This window comes from Nitrosomonas sp. Is37, from assembly GCF_033063275.1.
Classification (GTDB): domain Bacteria; phylum Pseudomonadota; class Gammaproteobacteria; order Burkholderiales; family Nitrosomonadaceae; genus Nitrosomonas.
Genome location: NZ_JAWJYP010000024.1, coordinates 1 through 19,744 on the forward strand (window position 1 = coordinate 1; position 19,744 = coordinate 19,744).

Annotated in this window: 17 protein-coding genes; 8 read left to right on the forward strand and 9 right to left on the reverse strand. The window is 45.5% G+C overall.

The features are described from left to right. Both R2Q26_RS11170 and R2Q26_RS11175 read right to left on the reverse strand, forming a co-directional pair. Positions 1–4,081: calcium-binding protein (locus tag R2Q26_RS11170; RefSeq protein ID WP_317536351.1), on the reverse strand; the 4,081-nt coding region annotated here is incomplete at its 3' end. A 12-nt stretch (positions 4,082–4,093) separates the two neighbouring features. Continuing rightward, the gene (locus R2Q26_RS11175; protein WP_317536352.1) at positions 4,094–4,444 is read right to left on the reverse strand and encodes a hypothetical protein; all 351 of its coding nucleotides are present in this window, start codon (positions 4,442–4,444) and stop codon (positions 4,094–4,096) included. Between the two features lie 1,083 nt (positions 4,445–5,527). Here R2Q26_RS11175 and glpK point away from each other — a divergent pair. Beyond that, entirely contained in the window at positions 5,528–7,015 is a 1,488-nt protein-coding gene (gene glpK, locus R2Q26_RS11180; protein WP_317536353.1) for a glycerol kinase GlpK, read from the forward strand. Between the two features lie 238 nt (positions 7,016–7,253). After that, entirely contained in the window at positions 7,254–7,868 is a 615-nt protein-coding gene (locus R2Q26_RS11185) for an LEA type 2 family protein (protein ID WP_317536354.1), read from the forward strand. Positions 7,869–7,875: 7 nt separating this feature from the next. Here R2Q26_RS11185 and R2Q26_RS11190 read toward each other — a convergent pair whose 3' ends face one another. After that, positions 7,876–8,082, reverse strand: coding sequence for a hypothetical protein (locus R2Q26_RS11190; protein ID WP_317536355.1), 207 nt, complete (start codon positions 8,080–8,082; stop codon positions 7,876–7,878). Positions 8,083–8,509: 427 nt separating this feature from the next. On the opposite strand from R2Q26_RS11190, the gene R2Q26_RS11195 reads away from it, so the two are divergent. Continuing rightward, a complete protein-coding gene (locus R2Q26_RS11195) occupies positions 8,510–9,064 on the forward strand; it encodes a hypothetical protein (RefSeq protein WP_317536356.1) in 555 nt (184 codons plus the stop codon). Positions 9,065–9,375: 311 nt separating this feature from the next. Here the strand turns inward: R2Q26_RS11195 and R2Q26_RS11200 are convergent, their stop codons facing one another. From R2Q26_RS11200 to R2Q26_RS11210, 3 genes are all read right to left on the reverse strand, one after another. Further along, a complete protein-coding gene (locus R2Q26_RS11200) occupies positions 9,376–9,501 on the reverse strand; it encodes a hypothetical protein (protein ID WP_317536357.1) in 126 nt (41 codons plus the stop codon). A gap of 523 nt (positions 9,502–10,024) precedes the next feature. After that, on the reverse strand, positions 10,025–11,350 hold the full coding sequence (locus R2Q26_RS11205) for a hypothetical protein (protein ID WP_317536358.1): 1,326 nt from the start codon (positions 11,348–11,350) through the stop codon (positions 10,025–10,027). 38 nt (positions 11,351–11,388) lie between these two features. Further along, positions 11,389–11,586 (reverse strand): DUF2934 domain-containing protein, encoded by a 198-nt coding sequence (locus R2Q26_RS11210; RefSeq protein ID WP_317536359.1) that lies wholly within the window; start codon positions 11,584–11,586, stop codon positions 11,389–11,391. Between the two features lie 386 nt (positions 11,587–11,972). On the opposite strand from R2Q26_RS11210, the gene nadC reads away from it, so the two are divergent. The 4 genes from nadC to R2Q26_RS11230 all read left to right on the forward strand — a co-directional run bounded on the left by nadC (position 11,973) and on the right by R2Q26_RS11230 (position 17,178). Further along, entirely contained in the window at positions 11,973–12,842 is an 870-nt protein-coding gene (gene nadC, locus R2Q26_RS11215) for a carboxylating nicotinate-nucleotide diphosphorylase (RefSeq protein ID WP_317536360.1), read from the forward strand. Positions 12,843–12,845: 3 nt separating this feature from the next. Beyond that, positions 12,846–14,945 carry an NAD(+) synthase gene (locus R2Q26_RS11220; protein ID WP_317536361.1) on the forward strand — a complete coding sequence of 700 codons (2,100 nt, stop codon included), beginning with the start codon at positions 12,846–12,848 and terminating at the stop codon, positions 14,943–14,945. 28 nt (positions 14,946–14,973) lie between these two features. Then, complete coding sequence (locus tag R2Q26_RS11225; protein WP_317536362.1) at positions 14,974–16,161, forward strand: class I SAM-dependent rRNA methyltransferase; 1,188 nt, start codon at positions 14,974–14,976, stop codon at positions 16,159–16,161. 189 nt (positions 16,162–16,350) lie between these two features. Beyond that, positions 16,351–17,178 carry an ABC transporter permease gene (locus R2Q26_RS11230; RefSeq protein WP_317536363.1) on the forward strand — a complete coding sequence of 276 codons (828 nt, stop codon included), beginning with the start codon at positions 16,351–16,353 and terminating at the stop codon, positions 17,176–17,178. An 80-nt stretch (positions 17,179–17,258) separates the two neighbouring features. Here the strand turns inward: R2Q26_RS11230 and R2Q26_RS11235 are convergent, their stop codons facing one another. The 3 genes from R2Q26_RS11235 to R2Q26_RS11245 all read right to left on the reverse strand — a co-directional run bounded on the left by R2Q26_RS11235 (position 17,259) and on the right by R2Q26_RS11245 (position 18,946). Then, on the reverse strand, positions 17,259–17,780 hold the full coding sequence (locus tag R2Q26_RS11235) for a DNA-deoxyinosine glycosylase (protein ID WP_317536364.1): 522 nt from the start codon (positions 17,778–17,780) through the stop codon (positions 17,259–17,261). Between the two features lie 11 nt (positions 17,781–17,791). Further along, positions 17,792–18,337, reverse strand: coding sequence for a hypothetical protein (locus tag R2Q26_RS11240; protein WP_317536365.1), 546 nt, complete (start codon positions 18,335–18,337; stop codon positions 17,792–17,794). A gap of 321 nt (positions 18,338–18,658) precedes the next feature. Next, positions 18,659–18,946 carry a hypothetical protein gene (locus R2Q26_RS11245; protein WP_317536366.1) on the reverse strand — a complete coding sequence of 96 codons (288 nt, stop codon included), beginning with the start codon at positions 18,944–18,946 and terminating at the stop codon, positions 18,659–18,661. Positions 18,947–19,428: 482 nt separating this feature from the next. On the opposite strand from R2Q26_RS11245, the gene R2Q26_RS11250 reads away from it, so the two are divergent. Further along, positions 19,429–19,632: a cold-shock protein gene (locus R2Q26_RS11250; protein ID WP_090571683.1), complete on the forward strand. Its 204-nt coding sequence runs from the start codon at positions 19,429–19,431 to the stop codon at positions 19,630–19,632. Positions 19,633–19,744: the final 112 nt, after the last annotated feature.

Genomic DNA, 19,744 nt, shown 5'->3' on the forward strand with positions numbered 1-19,744 from the left:
CATCTCCAGCACCGCCATACAGCATGTCGGTGCCGTCGCCGCCTTCCAGCACATCGTTGCCATTGCTCCCAGACAGGATGTCATTACCAGCACCCCCTATTACAGTATCGTTGCCTCCTGCGCCATTCAAGGTGTCATTGCCAGCCAGGCCATCAATCATATCGTTGCTGGCAAAGCCTGTGATGTTGTCAGCCCCTGCCGTGCCTTGCAATACTTTCTGTTTAACGGTAATTACATCCCAGCTCGTGCCATCATTGAACTCAATGGCATCCAGTACATAAGCGCCGGCTCCATCTTGATAAAAGTAGTTGCTGATGGTGATTTTCTCACCGGTACTTTGCAGGGTCAGGTAGAGATTGCTGGTATCGCCTGTCACCGTCACATCACCAGGAGTGATCCCTTCCATAAAGCGCAAGACATCATGGCGACCGACACTGGTATCATAGTTATTGATGCTGGTATGGCCCTCCCCGGCAGTAAATAAATAGGTGTCATTGCCGGCATCTCCTGTCAGGTAATCGTTGGTGCCTGCGCCACCTCTCAGCACATCATCTCCGCTGCCGCCATACAGTGTGTCGGTGCCTTCGCCTCCTTCCAGCACATCGTTGCCATTGTTCCCAGACAGATTGTCATTACTAGCACCACCTATTACAGTATCGTTGCCTTCTGCGCCATTCAAGCTGTCATTGCCATCGCTACCGCTCAGGTGGTCATTTCCTCCAGCGCCAGATAAAATGTCATCACCTCCCATGCCATCAATGGTGTCATCCGACTCAAAGCCTATAATATTGTCGTTACCCAAAGTACTTCGCATGACCATTTGTTTGACAGCTGCAATATCCCAGCTGGTGCCATCACTGAACTCAACAGCATCCAGTACCCAAGCGCTGGCAGCATCTTGATAAAAGTAGTTGCTGACGGTGATTTTCTCACCGGTACTTTGCAGGGTGAGGTATAGATTGTGGGTATCACGCGTTATTACTACATCGCTAGGATTGATCCCTTCCAAGAAACGCAAGACATCATAGCGGCCGGCACTGGTATCGTAGTTATCGATGGAAGTATTGCCGTCACCAGCGGCAAATAGGTAAGTATCGTTACCGTTATCACCTCTCAGATGATCGTTTTCTCCCATGCCACCGCGCAAAATATCGTCACCGTCGCCACCCATCAATAGATCGCGACCACCGCCACCTTGAAGAATATCGTTACCGTTACTTCCCCCAAGAGTATCATTCCCAGTACCACCATTGAGGATATCGTTACCGATATAGCCGTTTAACGCTATATTGCCTGGTTCACCAAAAATGATGTCATCATTGTTACCGGTGGTAATATCCCGCTCAATAATACTTACACCTAACTCCTGAAGAATGATTTCTGCTTGCTCACCACCGACGCCTTCATCAATCCAATTTCGCAGCATCTCAAGACCAGTCCAGCCATTTTGGTATAATATTTGCCCCGCATATTTGTTCAATTCGATTAAGTCGGTCAGCGCTGAAGCAGGATCCACATCTTTCTGATTATTAAGCAACAAATTCATTGCAGAAAAATCCACAGAAACTCCCGCTGTTTCGGTCACATTCAGGGTAATCTCATTCGAGTATGGTGAAAGGCGCGTCTGTAAAACCAGACTTCCATACACAGATTCTTTCAATGTTTCATAGCCTTGCTGCATCATCTCTGTTTGCGCAATTGATAAAGATACGAATACTCTTTTTGTACTTGTACCATCACTATTCCGCACCAGATTCACTATGTTCTGGGACCCATTGCCCAACGTTACTCGGTCCGCACCTACCGCTACAAAAGGCGAAGCATTAAAGCGCTCCAATATGCTGAGAATTCCTACTGTTTCCTGCTGCTGTTGCAAAAGTGATTGATATTCTTCACGCCCCTCTGCGCTAAGCGTATCCAGAACACTGCTATCTGTCGTACTCCAATAGCCAAGATGTTTATCATGATCTGACCATGATTGACCCGGTATCAAATAAAACAGGTAATAACCTTTGTCTGCAGCCCGCTCGACACTGGTTTTCATGGTAGAAGTTTCAGCCCAGGCAGTTAACAAGTCATCCAGCAATGCTTTCTGACCAGCATAGCTTGTCTGGCTGGCGTAACTTTTTACTAAACTAACTAGGACTGGGGACAAACTGACTGCTTCTCGCAGATCGCGCACCCAACCAGATCCTCTTGCCTCTGGCAGACCGAATGCTTCTTCTGTAAGTGGAATGCTATTAACAAACTCCCGATAAAATGGATTACTGGCAAGGTCCAAGTTGCCTGTCTGTCCCTCACCATCCACAGTCAAATGCGCCGCTGAGGCTGTTTGCACATTGCCATTGCCAAGATTGACATTTTTGCTGGTGGCGTTTAAATCAATACTGACTACACTCAGCTGTGATAATGAAAACAACTCATTAGCTGTTGAAATACCATTCTGGTTCAGGTCCCGCCAAACTCGCACCTGCGAAAATTGCGCATCGTTCTGGTTAAATAACCTATCCGCATTGGAATCCAGATCCGATAATGCATCAAAACCATTGATAGCTAATTTTCCATCAGATTTAACGGTATCAACCCCAAACAGCTCTGCCCCTGTATCGATGGTGCCATTGCCATTACGATCCAGCACCAGGAAACCATCATCTCTGTTCACCCAGCCGGTACCAGTTTTAATACCATCACCATCGTGATCAAAGACAATCGAGCCATTAATGCCAAAGGTTTCGATACCATCATTATCCAGATCAAGCACCAGCGGGTCTGTCCGAGGTGGCACCCAGTTCTTGAATTGGAGAAAGAGATTATTGACGGTATTTGGTACACCAACAAGATCACCCAGATCTTGCATGATATAAGTACCGAGACGACTAATCGCCCAGGAAAAGTTTTCTGCAACATTCTGGAAAAAGCGCGTCATATCGAAACTTGTAATATTCATATACAGATCTTCGAAAAGCTTCTCCCCAGCCAAACTACCAAAATAGCCACCGGTAAATCCAGCCACTCCCGTTATCACCATGCCGGTTCCCACACCAACATTGATACCAGGCGCAAGCAGAAGTCCAGCCACGAGCGCAGCAGATGCCGTTCCAGCGGCAAAGCCACCCACTAAACTACCAGCATGCGCAGCTAAAATAGCGCCTGCCTCGTTATGATTCCCATTGTTATAGGCATGCTGCGCCTGAGCTATAGCCAAACCAGTGCCTAAAACATCTCCGACTAAACCTGCCTTGTTGAGCAAATTGCCGTATTTGACGTACAGAGCCATATCGGTATTGGTCAAACGCATATCTTCTAATGATGCTAAGCGGGTAACATCAACGCTCGCAGGAATTTCCTTGGCAGGCAGGCTAAGCATTCTTCCCAAATAACTGTTCGTGTCAACATGTAACTTGCCTGTGCTATCGCGCCCCAAATTCACATCTGCTAGATCTGCATTGGATGTGGTACGAATGAGATCGACTAGCTCTGCCTTTGCAGCATTCTCACCGTATAACAGTTTCTCCACCTGATACCGATCTTGCCAATCCTTGAGATCAATACCGTTGACTTTCTGTCCCGGCTGGATAGTTTTGCTCAATAGGGCTGGAATTTCCGTTGCCACAGCAACACTGCCATCTGGCGCATGCGGCATGATCAGGCGAAAATCACCTGCATGGCTGTTCACAAGCCGTGCTGATGCCTCATCCCAAAAACTGGCGTTGTTGATGCGAACACCATTCGCATCGACTCCAAGATATAAAGCACCATAACCAATTCCTTCAGAATCAGCAGCCTTTCTTAATGCCTGGATAAAATCATCACTTTTTAAAAAAGTACTTATCTCTGTATCTGCAATTGTCTTTACAGTGGAGCCATTTGATAGAGATTCTGCAAGTTGCATAGCTGCAAAATTTCTAAATCCAGTAATTGGATCTGTAATTTCACCTACGCCCCCGCTATACAGCAATATTGTTGAATTTCCTGTACTGACATCTACGGTATTTGCCAACGCTCGAAGTTCATTAACGGACATTGGGTTATTGGCAGCATTTCGGGCAATAATTTCATTAACTGCGGATTGCGCATCCATTTTCCGAAGTTCCTATAGATTAGCGGCAAAAGTAACTATCAAGGTTTCGACATATTCGCGAGAAGAAGCAAAACCATAACCATTCAAAGCTTCCTCGATAAGAGGATGCAATTTAGATCTATCTGATTTCAGATTAGGAGGAGCAATAATTTCTACGACACGCCACTCTATATGATCTTTACCGCTTTCCAACTGCTTTATTCTTTGAAAAGCATAAAATCTGACATTCTCACCACTGATATTTAAATTAAATTCTGTAGGCTCTTGTGGTCTACCCCCACCTACCTTTTGGAGAACAAGATTCCGCTCCCGGTCAATGGTCTGCCATGTTCCATCTTCTTTTCTTTCATTCACAAACGCCATCTCATGATCTCCCGCTGCTATAAGTCATCATCACAAATGAGTATTAGGACTAGGAGCAAAGTTTCTCATCCTTTGCATCAACAATTTTTCTTGTTTCATTTTTAATTAGCTTTTCTGTTGTTGGGTATTAATCAATCTACACAAATATGCATGCAGCATAGCCATTTTATTCATGAAAAATCGGGTTATGGCGTAGAGAAATAAGAAAACAATTCAGGCCGGCAAACCCACAAGTAGCATCAATTTATCGAGATTATTAACGCCATAAAAAAACTTTACTTGAGGGTCAATTGATATTTTTGTTATGACAAATGCCGTGAGATCCAATCCCAGTAAAAGCTGGGTCAAATAAAATAGTAGAGACCTAAAACCGACTATCCCCGCCGCAAGCAGCGAGGTATTACGCCGTTTTTTCTTTGGGATGTCTGCTTTATGATTTCCCAACGCCCCAAAGGCGAGGAATGGGTAAATAGAAACCCTGGCATCCCAGGCCGGTGCTCATATCGGCCGATAGTTTCATGGAAAAAGACCATCAGAAGCGAACTCACTAGATACCATTGGATACCAAAATGGTGATTCAGGGGCTTCTGGCAGAAAGAAACGAAGAGCAGTGAGTCTATGTGGTTATGGTCAACACGCCCCCTCAATATCACTGGATACATGATCGCTGGCCTCTGTTGGTTAAATTGCCGCACCAAGGCGAAGCAGCGATTAATGATTGATCAGGTGAGAGACTAGTCGATTACTCACAAATACAGGGGGTAAGGTTGTGGATAACTGCTCTATGTCGTGCAAGGCAAATGCAAATTAGCGCTGCCTAAATAATAGGCAACGCTAACCGAGCTAGATAATTTTGGTTCTTCCGAAGAGATGATGTACTCTCTAGATTTTAGCCGTACGTGAGGAGGAGCTTACAATTATCGAGGTAGTAGCTCAGTTTAGGGCTCGGTTTAGTGTTGGGATTGCAAGCTGGCGAGCTTAGTTGTATCTTGCCCAACGATGAGCGCGCGACTAAACCGCAACTGATGATCGACAAATTCGTACTTAAATAAACAAAAGTTCATATAAAAAGAGAGTCACGCTATGCGCTATGTACTGGCCATGGATCAGGGTACTACGAGTTCGCGCGCGATCGTTTTCGATAGCGTCGCGCGCATTCACGCTATCGCGCAGCAGGAATATCGGCAAATCTATCCGAAGCCAGGTTGGGTAGAGCACGATCCGCATGATATTTGGCAGAGCCAGCTCGCGGTGGCGCAGCAGGCGCTCGTCAAAGCGAACATCACTGCGCGCGATGTCGCGGCAATCGGCATCACAAATCAGCGCGAGACTACATTGTTGTGGGATCGGCACACTGGCAAGCCGATCGACAATGCCATCGTCTGGCAGGATCGCCGTACGGCTGATTTCTGTGCGCAATTAAAATCACAGCATGAGCAATTATTTCGTGAGCGCACGGGGTTGTTGCTTGATCCGTACTTTTCGGGAACTAAGCTAGCATGGCTGCTCGATCATTATCAGGATGCACGTAAGCGCGCTGAAAATGGCGAGCTTGCTTTCGGTACGGTCGATACGTGGCTGTTGTGGAATTTGACGCGCGGCAAAATGCACGCAACCGATGTGACGAATGCATCGCGCACATTGCTGTTTGATATTCATCATAATCGCTGGGACGATGAATTGCTTGATGTGCTCGATATTCCCGCGCAGGTATTGCCACAGATTTTTGCTTCGAGCGCGGATTACGGTTACACCGCACCCGATATATTCGGCGCTCCGATTTTGATCGGCGGCGTCGCTGGCGATCAACAGGCTGCATTATTTGGGCAGGCGTGTCATGCGCCTGGCATGGTGAAAAATACCTACGGCACGGGTTGCTTCATGCTTATGCAAACGGGTGATCGCGCCTGCGAATCACAGCATGGTCTGCTCACGACAAGTGCAGCGCAGCTCGATACGCAACCGGTGTTTGCGCTCGAAGGCAGTGTGTTTATCTGCGGCGCTGTCGTGCAATGGTTGCGCGATGGCCTCGGCATTATCAAAAGTGCGGCGGAAATCGAAGCGCTTGCAATGTCAGTGCCCGACAGTGGTGGTGTGTATTTCGTGCCCGCATTCACGGGCCTTGGCTCGCCGCATTGGGACCCACGCGCGCGCGGTGCAATTTTCGGTTTAACGCGTGGCACCACACACGCGCATATCGCGCGCGCTGCGCTCGAAGCCATCGGTTATCAATCTGCCGAACTGTTGCTCGCGATGCAAAAGGACGCCGCTACACCGATCAAAGAATTGCGCGTCGATGGCGGTGCAGCTGCGAATAATTTACTGATGCAGCATCAAGCCGATTTGCTCGGGGTACCCGTCGTGCGCCCACGCATTATCGAGACCACCGCGCTCGGCGCTGCGTATCTCGCGGGATTGACTGCGGATGTGTGGAATGGCACCAAAGAAATCGCTGAGCATTGGCAGATCGATCGCGTCTTCGAGCCGATGATTTCGCGCGATGAAGCAGCGCAGCGGATGTTCGATTGGAGTAAGGTAGTAAGGGCGTGTAATCCGTGGGGAATGGATTAACATTGTGGCGCAACCCACCGCTTCACGAAGCAGCTACTCATTATTCCATTTCTATTATAGAAGAATTACTTTGAAGTTTATTTCTACCCATTTTAATGAGGCGTTAACAATATTTAATGAGGCGTTAACAATACTGACCCTGACACCTTACGTAAATGTACGGATTTAAATCTGTTAAAGCCGTTAGACTCGGTGATTTAGTTTTTAAAAGGAAAATTAAAAATAAAGTGGGAAATATATGAACACTAATCAAATTCTTTCATCCACTGCTTTACGTGCAAGCACGCAAGCGACCATTACAGCAAACTCAAGCCTAGAAATCTCATCTAAGGGTTGTTTTTTAAACGCGATTTTTTGTTTGGAGAGTGTCATGAAACGCTTTGGTTTGATGCTGTTTCTAGGTATGACTGCTTTAGTAGCTGGTTGCACCCAGCTGGGAGGAATAAAACAAAACCCCAGCATCTCTTTGGCTGACATCGAGCTTGTAGAACTCGGTCTCCTGGAGCAACGCTTTAACCTCAAGCTACGCATTCAGAATCCCAATGACATTGCTCTACGTATTAATGGCATGACTTTTGATGTTGAACTTAATGGAGTGGATTTCGCTAAGGGCCTGTCCGATCAGGTCGTGACCGTGCCCCGCATGGGTGAGAAGGTGATGGAAGTAAAAGCGACCAGCACTCTAGGAACGTTATGGAAGCAATTAGGCGAATTGGAAAAATCTAGCCGCGAGAAGGTGGAGTACCGACTCTCTGGGCGACTCTTTCTGGAGGGGCTAGGCAGCGTCCCCTTTGAGCGGAAAGGTGACGTATTTATGCCATTTAACGGTGCTGACTATTTGCAGAAGTTTTAACTCGCCATCATATGATCAAACTACTCCTACCAAGGCTAGCGTTGAGCAAGTGTCGAGCTTGATCCAAAGTAATCAGTTCTTTCTCCAGATGGAAGCCATCATGACCCTGAGTGATCAGTGCGCTGAGCTGCCCTGCCGAAATATCGATCACTCCCTCTCTCAATTGCTCGAGCAGTCCAAACAGACCGATTAGAATCACGCTTTCTTTTATCACCTAAATAACGCTAAATTTTCAGCAATAAGAACCGTTTAAGTAACTCATCATGCAGTAGCTCTCATCAATCCTATTGAGAAGAAATTGGAGCCCTGTGCTCGAAGCTCATACCAAAGTTCCAGAGGCAGGAAATGCGTGATATTCCACAGTGGCTCCATGGCGTAACAAATAAAAATCGCTTTTATGAGTCACTTTTATTTGTATCTGTATTAGGAGAAACGGACTTCTGCAGCTGAATGCAGCCTATTTGATGCACAAGGTATTGTAAGCGCCAGCTCAACAGCTGGCGCGGTCATCAATAAAACTATGTTAACAGTGCAACAGGTACGAGCAGCAAAAGGCGGTGTCATAGATGCCGAAATAATCGAACCTTAAAATCTACTGGTTTAGAACAATTCATTCATAAAAACTACATGGAGAAACAATAATGAATAAAAAGATCTTCAATAAGGTCTTCGCTGTCTGTGCGGTATTCGCTTTCACGACTGCATACGGTGGCGATACTACTTCTTCAAAATCAGTTTACCTGAGCGGATATACTTATAACCCTGATACCTATGAATATCTCTCTGTGTTCGGATCGTCCGACCAGCGCTTCCCTGATAACAGCTATGTATCAGTAAACGGGTTCAGTAATGAACAGTTTTTTTATTGCTATGGCTATGGTTCAGCTTTTGTGAATGCGATCGATGTGTCCGCCACTGTTTCTAAAGGCAGTATGCAAGTGGACTCTACTCAGCTCACTTGTTATCAGGGCACCCCACCCCAGACGATTACTATGAACTGTAGCGAGGATGAGCAGTACTCCGACAGTTATGTCGCTAATGGCTCAAGCACATACAATGGAGTCAGCTACAAGTATCATTCGAATTCAAAAAGTAACTCGGCTAAATGCACGCTAACGACCGACCAAGTAAATATTGATTACGGTCAGTCAGGAGGATGGATGTCTCGAACTCAGTACGTACAGAAGTCAAATTAAACCCATGTTGATTACTTTGGTTAATAACAGGCAAACCATTAACTAAGGGTTCTTAAATTCATCAGCAGGGTGGGCAACACAAACACCCTGCCAGCTTTCGCTCAATAACCTGCTTTCGCTCAATAATATGTCATCTGAATTTATGACAAAAGTAGAGGACAGATTCTAAAGCATCCTCATGAACAAGTAATTAATTTCAATAATTTATCAAATTTTTTATTAATAAATGGAGAATATATATGGTGCTTGTAGATCTGATTATGATATCGACATCAACAATGAGACTGCACCATATATGCCAAGAAAGTATCTCACAGAACCCTTGCTAACACCTGCGCCTGGATGCTGCACACTGCTCGCCGGAATGTTTTATCGGTTGCAGTCTTAGCGACACCGCGCTCAGCCAATCGATTACAAATCCTGCTATTGGTAGCCATGATTGCTACCTTTGCACTCTGTTACTGGGAATGACTGCACGATATAGCAACCGACATCTGCATTATCAGGCGAATACTGTTAAAGATCGTCATGTACTCTCGGCTAGCTATCTTGGTCTGAGCGTAGCAAATGATCAGCGTTTTGAGTTTCAGCTTAAAGACTTGAAAACGACACTAATTCTCTTAAACCAAATAGTGAATGCCCATAACGAAGATAGGTAATGTCGTAGGTATGCTTCAGGGTCTGTTCTATTTTGCTCGCTTCACATTCTTACAAGAGCAAAGTCTGGAGGAAAACACCCACAAGCAGCAAGAACACCTAATTTCGCTGTAAAGGAGATCGCGAAACACCAAACGTTGCTGGGATCTCGTGACCTGCCAGATGTTAAACTTAGATTGCTCATTAACTTTTAAGCTAGATTCTTTAGTTGATCGCTTATACTGTTATTAACAGTAGAAGCGATCAACTGAGGAATCTAGCTTAATATTTCTAATGGAAAATCTGAGCTAATCTAATTCGCCATCAAATTGACTTGAGATATTCGACGAGATCTGCCTTCTCTCCATCTGTCAAATTCAGCCCAAAGTGCTTGTCATAATGATTGACCACGGCAGGCAGGTCCGCTGCGCTCCCATCATGAAAATAAGGCGGATGTAGCTGAAGTCCTCGCAACGGCGTTGTCCGGTATTTTCCTGTAGCACTTCTGCTAGCATATACTGGTTCCGCACCCACTTCGGCTGGATCATGTAGTAATGGTTCGTCCCGATTCGGTCCTCGCCTTACATCAGTGAATTTCCGCCCCGCATGACAGCTAACACAACCGGCTTTGTTGCGGAACAAAAGCTTGCCCTGCAGAGCAGCTGCTGGATCAAAGCTATCTTTTGCAGCCTTCGGAGTTAGCAGGCTTAATTGATACTCAAGCAGTGCCGGTAGCTTCGGTGTAACCAGATCCGGAGTTTGCGTGATGGTGACACCTGCAGGAGGAAGTCGTGGATCGCTGAAGTTTCCTTTCCCACCCATCTGCCCTACGCCAACATAGCTATTCCAATAAGAGATAGGCCCATCCCCTGTGAATGTCTCGAAGCCGACGCCCTGCAATCCGAAGATCGAGGGAATAACAACCGGCAGCGTCGGGCTATTGAGCGGAACGATGCTGGTACCATCAAAGAAATGATGACGCGGATCATACTTACCTGGCCCCCAGGTCAAGAACTGTGCTTTAGTAGCATCGTCTATCGCTGGTGACAGTGAAACAATCGCACCCACATTCAAGTTGATGTTGGCCCATCCATCAAGCCGCTTGCCAATACCCGGCGCGAGCGAGTTATCGACGGTGGAGTGGCACAGGGCACATGTGATGCCAACTTTAGTGAGCTGGCCTGCTTCATCCACGCTACCCTGCACGCCGACGACTGCATTCAGGCGTAACAATTCCACTGTAACCGCTGGTTTTGTAAGATCAACCTGACCGGCCTTAAGCGCATTAATAAGCTCCTGCGGCAAGGCTTCAACATCGACCTTGAGGCCGACAGCTAATGCAGTAGCAGGAGAAACCTCAGTCTCTATGACCTTATGCATTCCAAATACGTCAGTCCACAACTGCTCACTGCCAAAGGTATCGAAGCGAAAAATCTCTTGACCTTCTTTTAGCTTCTGTACGCCATCAACAGAATTAATACTGAGTATAATTTTCCGTTCGTCATCATTACTAACTCTAATTTTCTGTTGGTCATCATTAACAGAAATATTAGCTTTAATTTCTTGTGCTATTGAATTTACCGGAGTAAATCCCAAAATACTGGAAGCCATTGCTAAAATGAACACGGTCGAAGTAATCGTTACATTCATTATGTTTCCTCCTCTTCAGCGGTTGTTATTTATATTCATTATGTTTTCTCCTCTTCTGCAGCATACCAATCATCTAATTTATGCTTCGGTTGAAATCCCCTCACTTGCGCTTTATGATAAGCCGAAACAGCGGAACGAGAGAAAAAATCTTCGTCTCTATACATGATCTCAGGACCACTGCCTGGAATAAATTTATTTTTCCTGACATTCTTGGTAAATGGTTTAGTTAATCTCATGTAGCCTCCTTCATTTACAAAAACAATTTCAAAATAATAAACCAGGTCATACCAGGTCATATTTGATAGAAAAATAGAAAATAATTAAATACGTGCAAACACGTACGGAGTAACCCTTATATTTCATGTTACAAGTTATAATCTATAAATAAATCAATGCCTTAAATAAAAATATGATCAGTCATATTTATTAAAAATTATTTCGATGTATCGAAATTTTTTTTCATTTCAAAAAATCAGAAGAATGAAAAATGCATCAAGAAAAATTACAAAGCGTTTGGCTTTCTTACTGTTTTCTTTGTTGGATTGAAAAGTTCTGTTCCTTTAGCCATTTCATTCAGTCAGGATTAAGCCAATTGCTATACAATGAGGCGATTAGAAGCATAATGAAGATTGAGCATTCCATGGTATGGCATGAAGAAATCAAAAAAAATGTTGGTCTGGCATTAGCAGAAGATATTGGCACAGGTGATCTGACTGCATTACTGGTCCCTGCAGATAAAGCTCTGACTGCTAGCGTTATCAGTAGGGAGCAAGCAGTATTGTGCGGTGCTGCCTGGTTTGAAGAATGTTTCCAGCAACTATCACCCAGTATCAAAATAAGCTGGCTAGCTCAGGAAGGCGAAACAGTTCAAGCAGATCAAAAGCTGTGCGAAATAACAGGAAACGCCAGAGCTTTGTTAACGGCAGAACGCACTGCATTGAATTTCCTGCAAATGCTTTCTGCTGTTGCTACCCAGACGCGGCGCTATGTCGATGCCATTTCAGGCACAAACGCAGTCATTGTCGATACGCGTAAGACTTTGCCCGGATTAAGATTTGCACAAAAATATGCAGTAAAATGCGGTGGCGGTAGTAATCATCGTTTTGGACTGTACGATGGTATTCTCATCAAGGAAAATCACATTCTGGCCGCTGGTGGAATTGAGCCAGCTTTACGAAAAGCAAAGGAAATCGCATCTCCTGACGTCTTTATCCAAATTGAGGTTGAAACACTGGATGAATTGCAACAAGCACTCAATGCTGGTGCAGCCATGATCCTGCTGGATAATTTCGATCCTGAAAGATTGCGCCAAGCTGTCGCTTTGAATCAACAATTCACGAGTAAACGCGCTATTCTTGAAGCCTCAGGCAATATCACTCAGGCGAATGTGCGCACAGTAGCGGAAACAGGGGTAGACAGAATTTCTATCGGCAGTCTGACTAAAGATATCAAGGCATTGGATTTATCCATGCGTTTCCTGCCGACTGCCTAGTTTATGTCAACAAATACAGAATTTTTTAATTTATATCACCATAGTTTTGTCCGTGTCGCTGTTGGCGTACCCGATATGCGCGTGGCTGATCCAGCATTTAATGCCTCTGCAACCATTACACTGATGACCCAAGCAGCTGAGCAACATGCCATCCTTGCCCTCTTTCCGGAGTTAGGATTGACGGCTTACTCATGTGAAGACTTATTCCATCAGCAGACTTTGCTTGCAGGCGCGATTGATGCACTCAGCAGGGTGTTAGAAGCTTCAGAGCAACTTGATCTGATCACAGTAGTCGGCTTACCTTTGCAAGTGAATCATCTGCTTTTCAACTGTGCAGCAATTGTTTATCGCGGCCGTATTCTCGGTGTCGCCCCTAAGACTTTCCTCCCCAATTATCGGGAATTCTATGAATTGCGGCAGTTCGCCCCTGCCACTGCAGCAGGCTGTGACACCATTACCCTATGCGGTCAAAGCGCGATTCCGTTCGGTGAAAAATTGTTGTTTCAGGCAAAAAACCAACCCCACTTCAGTTTCTTTACAGAAATCTGCGAGGATCTGTGGGTTCCTATTCCACCTTCATCTCATGCAGCACTGGCAGGTGCCACCCTGCTGCTAAATCTTTCAGCCTCTAACGTCACGATCGGCAAGCATGAATATCGCCATAATCTAGTGGCCAATCAGTCTGCGCGCTGCCTTGCAGGATATCTTTATACAGCAGCCGGCACGGGCGAATCGACTACGGATCTCGCCTGGGATGGTCATGCCATGGTTTATGAGAATGGTGTTCTTGTGGCTGAATCCAGCCGGTTTCATGAAGGTTCACAATTAATTTTTGCGGACCTGGATTTGGATCACCTGATTCAGGAGCGTATGCGGCAGAATAGTTTTGGCCAAAGTGCACAGTATTATCAAGAAAAAATTCGACAATTTCGTGAAATTTCCTTTGAGGTCAGCTTACCAACTACTATCCGGTTACTTTGTCAGCGCCACTATGATCGTTTTCCTTATGTTCCCGCTGATCCAGCCACACGCGATAGTCGTTGTTATGAAGCTTACAATATCCAAGTGCAGGGATTAGTGAAACGACTGAAACACACGGGTATCCACAAAATCGTTATTGGCGTCTCGGGAGGACTGGATTCCACGCATGCGCTCATCGTGGCAGCCCGAGCCATGGATGTATTGCACTTCCCGCGCACGAATATTCTCGCTTATACCATGCCCGCCTTTGCCACGAGCGAACATACTCTGGCCAATGCCAAAGCACTCATGCAGGTCCTTGGCTGCACTGCGCATGAACTCGATATCCGACCAAGTTGCGAACAAATGCTGCGGGATCTTGACCATCCATTCATTCACGGTGAACCAGTCTATGACGTCACATTTGAAAACGTGCAGGCAGGTGAACGTACCAATCACCTTTTTCGCCTTGCAAATCATCACCATGCCCTGGTGCTTGGCACCGGGGATCTGAGCGAATTGGCTTTGGGTTGGTGCACTTATGGTGTCGGCGATCACATGTCACATTACGCCATTAATGCCAGCGTACCCAAGACACTGATTCAATTTCTGATTCGCTGGGTTGTTGATACTGATCAGCTCGGTAATGAAGTAAGTTGTGTCCTTCGTGCAATCCTGGACACAGAAATCAGTCCTGAACTAGTTCCAGGAAAAATAGATAGCACTCAGCCTGCTCAGCGCACAGAGGCCATCATCGGTCCTTATGAGCTGCAGGATTTTAACTTGTATTACATTACACGATTTGGTTATCTGCCGACCAAAATTGCTTTTCTGGCCTATTGTTGTTGGCGTGACCGTACACAAGGCCGCTGGCCTAACATACCCGAGAACAGGCGCAATCAATACACTATTGGTGAAATCAAGCACTGGCTACAGGTTTTCGCCTACCGGTTCTTCCAGATCAGCCAATTCAAACGCAGTTGCATCCCCAACGCGCCCAAGGTGGGTTCAGGTGGCTCACTTTCCCCGCGGGGAGATTATCGAGCACCGAGCGACAGCGAAGCAACAGTATGGCTTGATAACATTGCGCGCATTCCTGATGTTGTGCCAGAAGACGATTTGTCCAGGCATGAAATGATTTGATTGCTAAGAGCTCACTACCTAAGATTTTATGAAAAAAATCATCCTCAAGGCAGGAAAAGAAAAATCCCTGTTGCGTCGGCATCCATGGATTTATTCGGGTGCAATTGGTCGGGTAGAAGGTAATCCGAACGATGGCGATACTGTGCAGATATACACGAACCAGGATGCTTTCCTTGCGCATGCAGCCTATCATTCCAAAGCACCGATTGCAGCCCGTGTATGGTCGTGGCAGCAAGATGAGCGTATTGATGAAGTATTCTTTTACCGGAAATTAACTCACGCATTGAGATTTCGCGAAGATCTGGGTTTGTCTCAATTTAGTACGGGTTGCCGCCTAGTGCACGGTGAATCCGATGGCTTGCCTGGCTTAGTAATCGATCAATACGATCGCGTGCTGGTTATCCAGATTGGCAGTGTGGGGGCAGAACGCTGGCGTGAAGTGATCCTGGATATTTTAAAAAATTTATTTAACCCAACCTGTATTTACGAACGTTCCGATACTGAGGTACGCGAATTAGAAGGCTTGACCAAACGTACCGGTGTGCTGTGGGGTGGATTGCCCCATGATCTGATAATTAAAGAATATGGTCTACATTTTGCAGTGGACGTAGTCAGAGGACAGAAAACAGGATTTTATCTGGATCAGCGCGATAATCGCGCCAAAATTGGCACATTGGCAAAAGACAAAGAGGTACTCAACTGTTTCTGCTACAGCGGCGGGTTTTCTGTATATGCCAAGCAAGGAGGGGCCAAATCACTCCTGTCCGTGGATTCATCGGAAGATGCATTGAAACTGGCACAACACAATTTTGCCCTGAACGGACTGGCAACGGATTCCCAAGAATGGCAATGTGCCGATGTATTTCAGATGCTGCGTAAATTGCGTGATCAGAATCGGAAGTTTGATCTGATCATTCTTGATCCACCTAAATTTGCGCCCACTGCTTCATTTGCAGCCAAGGCAGCGCGTGGATACAAGGATATCAATCTACTCGCTTTCAAATTACTCAGATCGGGTGGCATATTGGCAACCTATTCCTGTTCCGGTGGAATTAGTAGCGATCTGTTTCAGAAAATCGTTGCCGGGGCTGCTTTGGATGCAGGTGTTAGCGCACACATTATTGACCAACAGATGGCAGCACCTGATCATCCCATCTTACTTAGTTTTCCGGAAGGTGCTTATCTCAAGGGACTCCTGTTGAGAGTGACAGATTAAACTTTGCCGTAGCTGTAATTACTGGCAAATGAGCGCACATGCTACTATTGTCATGATTGAGTAATATAGTATTAAGGTATTTTCTTCCAATTTTCTATGTAATCAAACCACCCAATCAAATTACCCTTCGAAAGCTTTTTATACACTTTGCCAGATCAAAAAATATATTCCTAAGCTGGAGTTTTAAAATTGAATCCGCATGCAGCACGATCGATCTCTCCCTTCGTATTACTTAACACGCTCAAGGTCAACCGGGGCCTGATTTACAATCTGATCAAACGAGAAGTGATTGGTCGCTATCGCGGTTCCGTCATGGGCTTATTGTGGTCATTCTTCAACCCTATTCTGATGCTGACTGTTTATACATTTATATTCAGTGTGGTTTTCAAGGCGCGCTGGGCAGGTGGCACTGAATCCCGAACCGAATTCGCCTTAGTACTTTTTGCCGGGCTTATGCTTTTTAACTTATTTGCAGAGTGCTTAAATCGTGCACCCAGTCTGGTGCTGGGTAATGTCAATTATGTTAAGAAAGTTGTATTCCCGCTGGAAATACTTCCTGTCGTGGCCATGGGTTCTGCTGCTTTTCACCTATTGATTAGCTTATTTGTCTGGTTGGTTTTTTACTTGATTTTTTTTGGTATTCCCCAAGCAACTATTGCACTGTTACCTGTGGCGCTGATTCCTTTCTTTTTGATGACGCTGGGATTTAGCTGGTTCTTGGCCTCACTGGGAGTATATATGCGTGATGTCAGCCAGATTATTGGGGTAATGACGACTGCGCTCATGTTTTTATCACCAATTTTCTATCCTATTACTGCTTTGCCTGCGGAATATCACTGGTTTATGCAAATCAGCCCGTTAACGTTCATCGTTGAACAAGTCCGTGATGTGATGATTTGGGGCAAAGGATTGGATTGGGGTGCTTGGGCTATCTATATGTTGCTTGCCGTGATCAGTGCTTGGTTAAGTTTTGCCTGGTTCCAGAAAACACGCAAAGGATTTGCTGATGTCCTCTGAGATTGCCGGCAAGGTTGAGAATCTGAGCAAACTTTATTCAAAATGAGTGAAGATTTTGAAATTCAAATACCCTCAAGCAATTAGTTTTTAGATTCAATGCGAATAGGCTCGAGAATCGCTCGCCATGCCTCAAGCTTACGCCCAAAAGATATCGAAGCATTAGCCGGACTGGTTGAAGGTAATCGGTTATAGCAGAGTGCGTCGCTCTTAATTCTGGACATCACCAGCTGCTTGAAACAGGTTTCTGCTTTGGTACCATTAAAGAAAACATGGGTAATATTGCGATGGCTATGGAAAAAGTTCTCAAAATCGTTGGCTATTTGCGTTTCAATCTCAATCTTTGCGTCCAGGCTGCCGTTTCTTTTACAGGAATGAAGTACATCCCATAACGCAATACGCGCCGATCTCAGCACCTGAACCTTGTCGGCATAAGGTATCGCGGGATCAAATGAGAGCAATTCAGCCATGATACGCCAGAAAGCATTCTGTTTATGTGCATAATATTGTTCTGCAGCTAATGATGCGGGTCCCGGCATACTGCCAAGAATGAGGATCTTGGCATGCTCATCCGCTATCGGTGCAAAACTATAAATTCTTGTCATTAACTATCTGTTTATTGCTTGAAATACGTTATTCCCAGGGTCGTACTTGCGCCTGAAGCATCAACCTGAGCGCCCGCGTTAGCCGAGATGCGCAAAAAACTGCCCTCGCCGAAACGAATTTCCCAGTCAGTTAACGGTTTGCAAGCGCGCGCTTTCTTAATTTCATCCCGCACCTGCAAACAAACCAGTTCATAAATCGTTTTTGCCCAAACCGCCTCATTATCAGGAACAGGTCTATTTTTTTCTACCAGATTTTTATTTCTGCCACTACTCTCTGCGCGGAGATACGTAATACTGCGATGCCTGGGGGTGTCTTCCACTTCAATTAGGTAAAGCAATTTCCGGCCGCCAGCAAGAGGCACTTGCTTGATGAAAGTTGAATTCTCCCGCTGGAAATAGCCCGCTGCTTCCAGGATGACCGGAATATCTTCTGGTAAGGTACTCAGTGAAATACCTTCGATTTCAAGATCAAGAAAACGCTGCAACGGAAAAGAATCGCTGGATTCGGCACCTGTCGTTGCGAGCACGGTTGATGGCTTGAGCAGCAATAGAGTCATTAAAAAAAGCATACTGGAACATTGGTAAAGAAAATGAAGCATCTGTTAGTCCTCCCTTCATGTATGGGAAAGTCAGCAGCTGCTATCAGCTTATCACAGGAAATTTCAGCCTGGAAACTACCGTTGCCAGATTGCAATACGTTTCTCATTCCGGAATCTTAGCTGGAGGCAGTTTTCATCATCCGTCGATACCGGGCAAGATAAAGCGGTGCCCAGGCGTGCGGATTCAGTATTACGCTTTTACGCGCATAGATTCTGTCCGCCGCGAGCGATAAAAATACTCCCTGCACCTGCGTTACCCTGCAAAGCCGCCAGGATGAACTAGCGGGTATTGGTGATGATGATTCGTACCAGATCATTCATGGCATTGATGTTACGCCAAGATTCATCAGCGGGACTCGCTGCATGTTCGATCAGATTGAGATGAATGCCATTTGACCAGAAATCCGAACTACCCATCAGTACGACTACGCGCACGTCGCTTTGGCTAGCAGCCAGATATGCTTCCCGTAAGCGCCCACATTGGCTGCTGCTCATCGCTCCGTTATAAAACGCAAAATGCCGATAACCCACATGATTTCTCTGCTCGAACCAGATATCGCAGTACAATAAGTTGCATAGAGCTACCCTCATTACTAGTGGACAACGACTCGCCTCATCGAGCGGTATTGGCTGATAGAACCTGACAGGAGACGATTCCTCGCTGCTAATGTAATTTACTCATCCAAACCTGAATACTTGCAAGTTGTGCAAAATTTTTGGCATCCATCTCAAACTAAAAAATATTGCGGTTAAGTCATTTCAAACATAATTTCTGAGTCTAGCGGGACGTAGCGCAAGCTTGGCACCGATGAGTTCAGTGAAGTGGAACGGCTATGCAGCGCGTCATTCGTCAATATCTCTTTCCTTACCTTTTTCCTGCTTTAATCAATCCTATATATTGGAACTTTCCCAGGAAACCTGCATCTTACCTACGTCTCTTGGATTCAAGTTGTTAAATGTGATGCCCCTGGTTGACCCTTTTACCTTGATATTCGATAGTCATAAACGAATCGCCGTAAGCATAAATTTCATTATGAAGGAGAAATAACATGGCAACAGGTATTGTAAAATGGTTCAATGATACTAAAGGTTTTGGTTTTATTACCCCAGATAACGGTGGAGAAGATTTATTTGCACACTTCTCTGCAATCAATAGTAAAGGTTTTAAAACATTGCGTGAGGCTCAACGCGTGACCTTCGAAGTTACGATGGGACCGAAAGGGAAACAGGCAACAAATATTGTGCCTCAATAAGTATGAACACAGCTAAATAAAAAATAAAAACCCCGGATTAACCGGGTTTTTTATTTCTACTGAAAATAAGTAATTGCGTAACTTTACTTACTTTTTCGTTTCAATCCCTTCG

What these genes read in the sequence shown, in the direction of transcription:
- R2Q26_RS11200 (WP_317536357.1), bottom strand. Translation starts at nt 9,501, where the DNA reads ATGGCTACCAATAGCAGGATTTGTAATCGATTGGCTGAGCGCGGTGTC.
- R2Q26_RS11175 (WP_317536352.1), bottom strand. Translation starts at nt 4,444, where the DNA reads ATGGCGTTTGTGAATGAAAGAAAAGAAGATGGAACATGGCAGACCATT.
- R2Q26_RS11185 (WP_317536354.1), top strand. Translation starts at nt 7,254, where the DNA reads ATGAACACTAATCAAATTCTTTCATCCACTGCTTTACGTGCAAGCACG.
- R2Q26_RS11240 (WP_317536365.1), bottom strand. Translation starts at nt 18,337, where the DNA reads ATGACTCTATTGCTGCTCAAGCCATCAACCGTGCTCGCAACGACAGGT.
- R2Q26_RS11225 (WP_317536362.1), top strand. Translation starts at nt 14,974, where the DNA reads ATGAAAAAAATCATCCTCAAGGCAGGAAAAGAAAAATCCCTGTTGCGT.
- R2Q26_RS11195 (WP_317536356.1), top strand. Translation starts at nt 8,510, where the DNA reads ATGAATAAAAAGATCTTCAATAAGGTCTTCGCTGTCTGTGCGGTATTC.
- glpK (WP_317536353.1), top strand. Translation starts at nt 5,528, where the DNA reads ATGCGCTATGTACTGGCCATGGATCAGGGTACTACGAGTTCGCGCGCG.
- R2Q26_RS11220 (WP_317536361.1), top strand. Translation starts at nt 12,846, where the DNA reads ATGTCAACAAATACAGAATTTTTTAATTTATATCACCATAGTTTTGTC.
- R2Q26_RS11250 (WP_090571683.1), top strand. Translation starts at nt 19,429, where the DNA reads ATGGCAACAGGTATTGTAAAATGGTTCAATGATACTAAAGGTTTTGGT.
- nadC (WP_317536360.1), top strand. Translation starts at nt 11,973, where the DNA reads ATGAAGATTGAGCATTCCATGGTATGGCATGAAGAAATCAAAAAAAAT.
- R2Q26_RS11235 (WP_317536364.1), bottom strand. Translation starts at nt 17,780, where the DNA reads ATGACAAGAATTTATAGTTTTGCACCGATAGCGGATGAGCATGCCAAG.
- R2Q26_RS11210 (WP_317536359.1), bottom strand. Translation starts at nt 11,586, where the DNA reads ATGAGATTAACTAAACCATTTACCAAGAATGTCAGGAAAAATAAATTT.
- R2Q26_RS11205 (WP_317536358.1), bottom strand. Translation starts at nt 11,350, where the DNA reads ATGAATGTAACGATTACTTCGACCGTGTTCATTTTAGCAATGGCTTCC.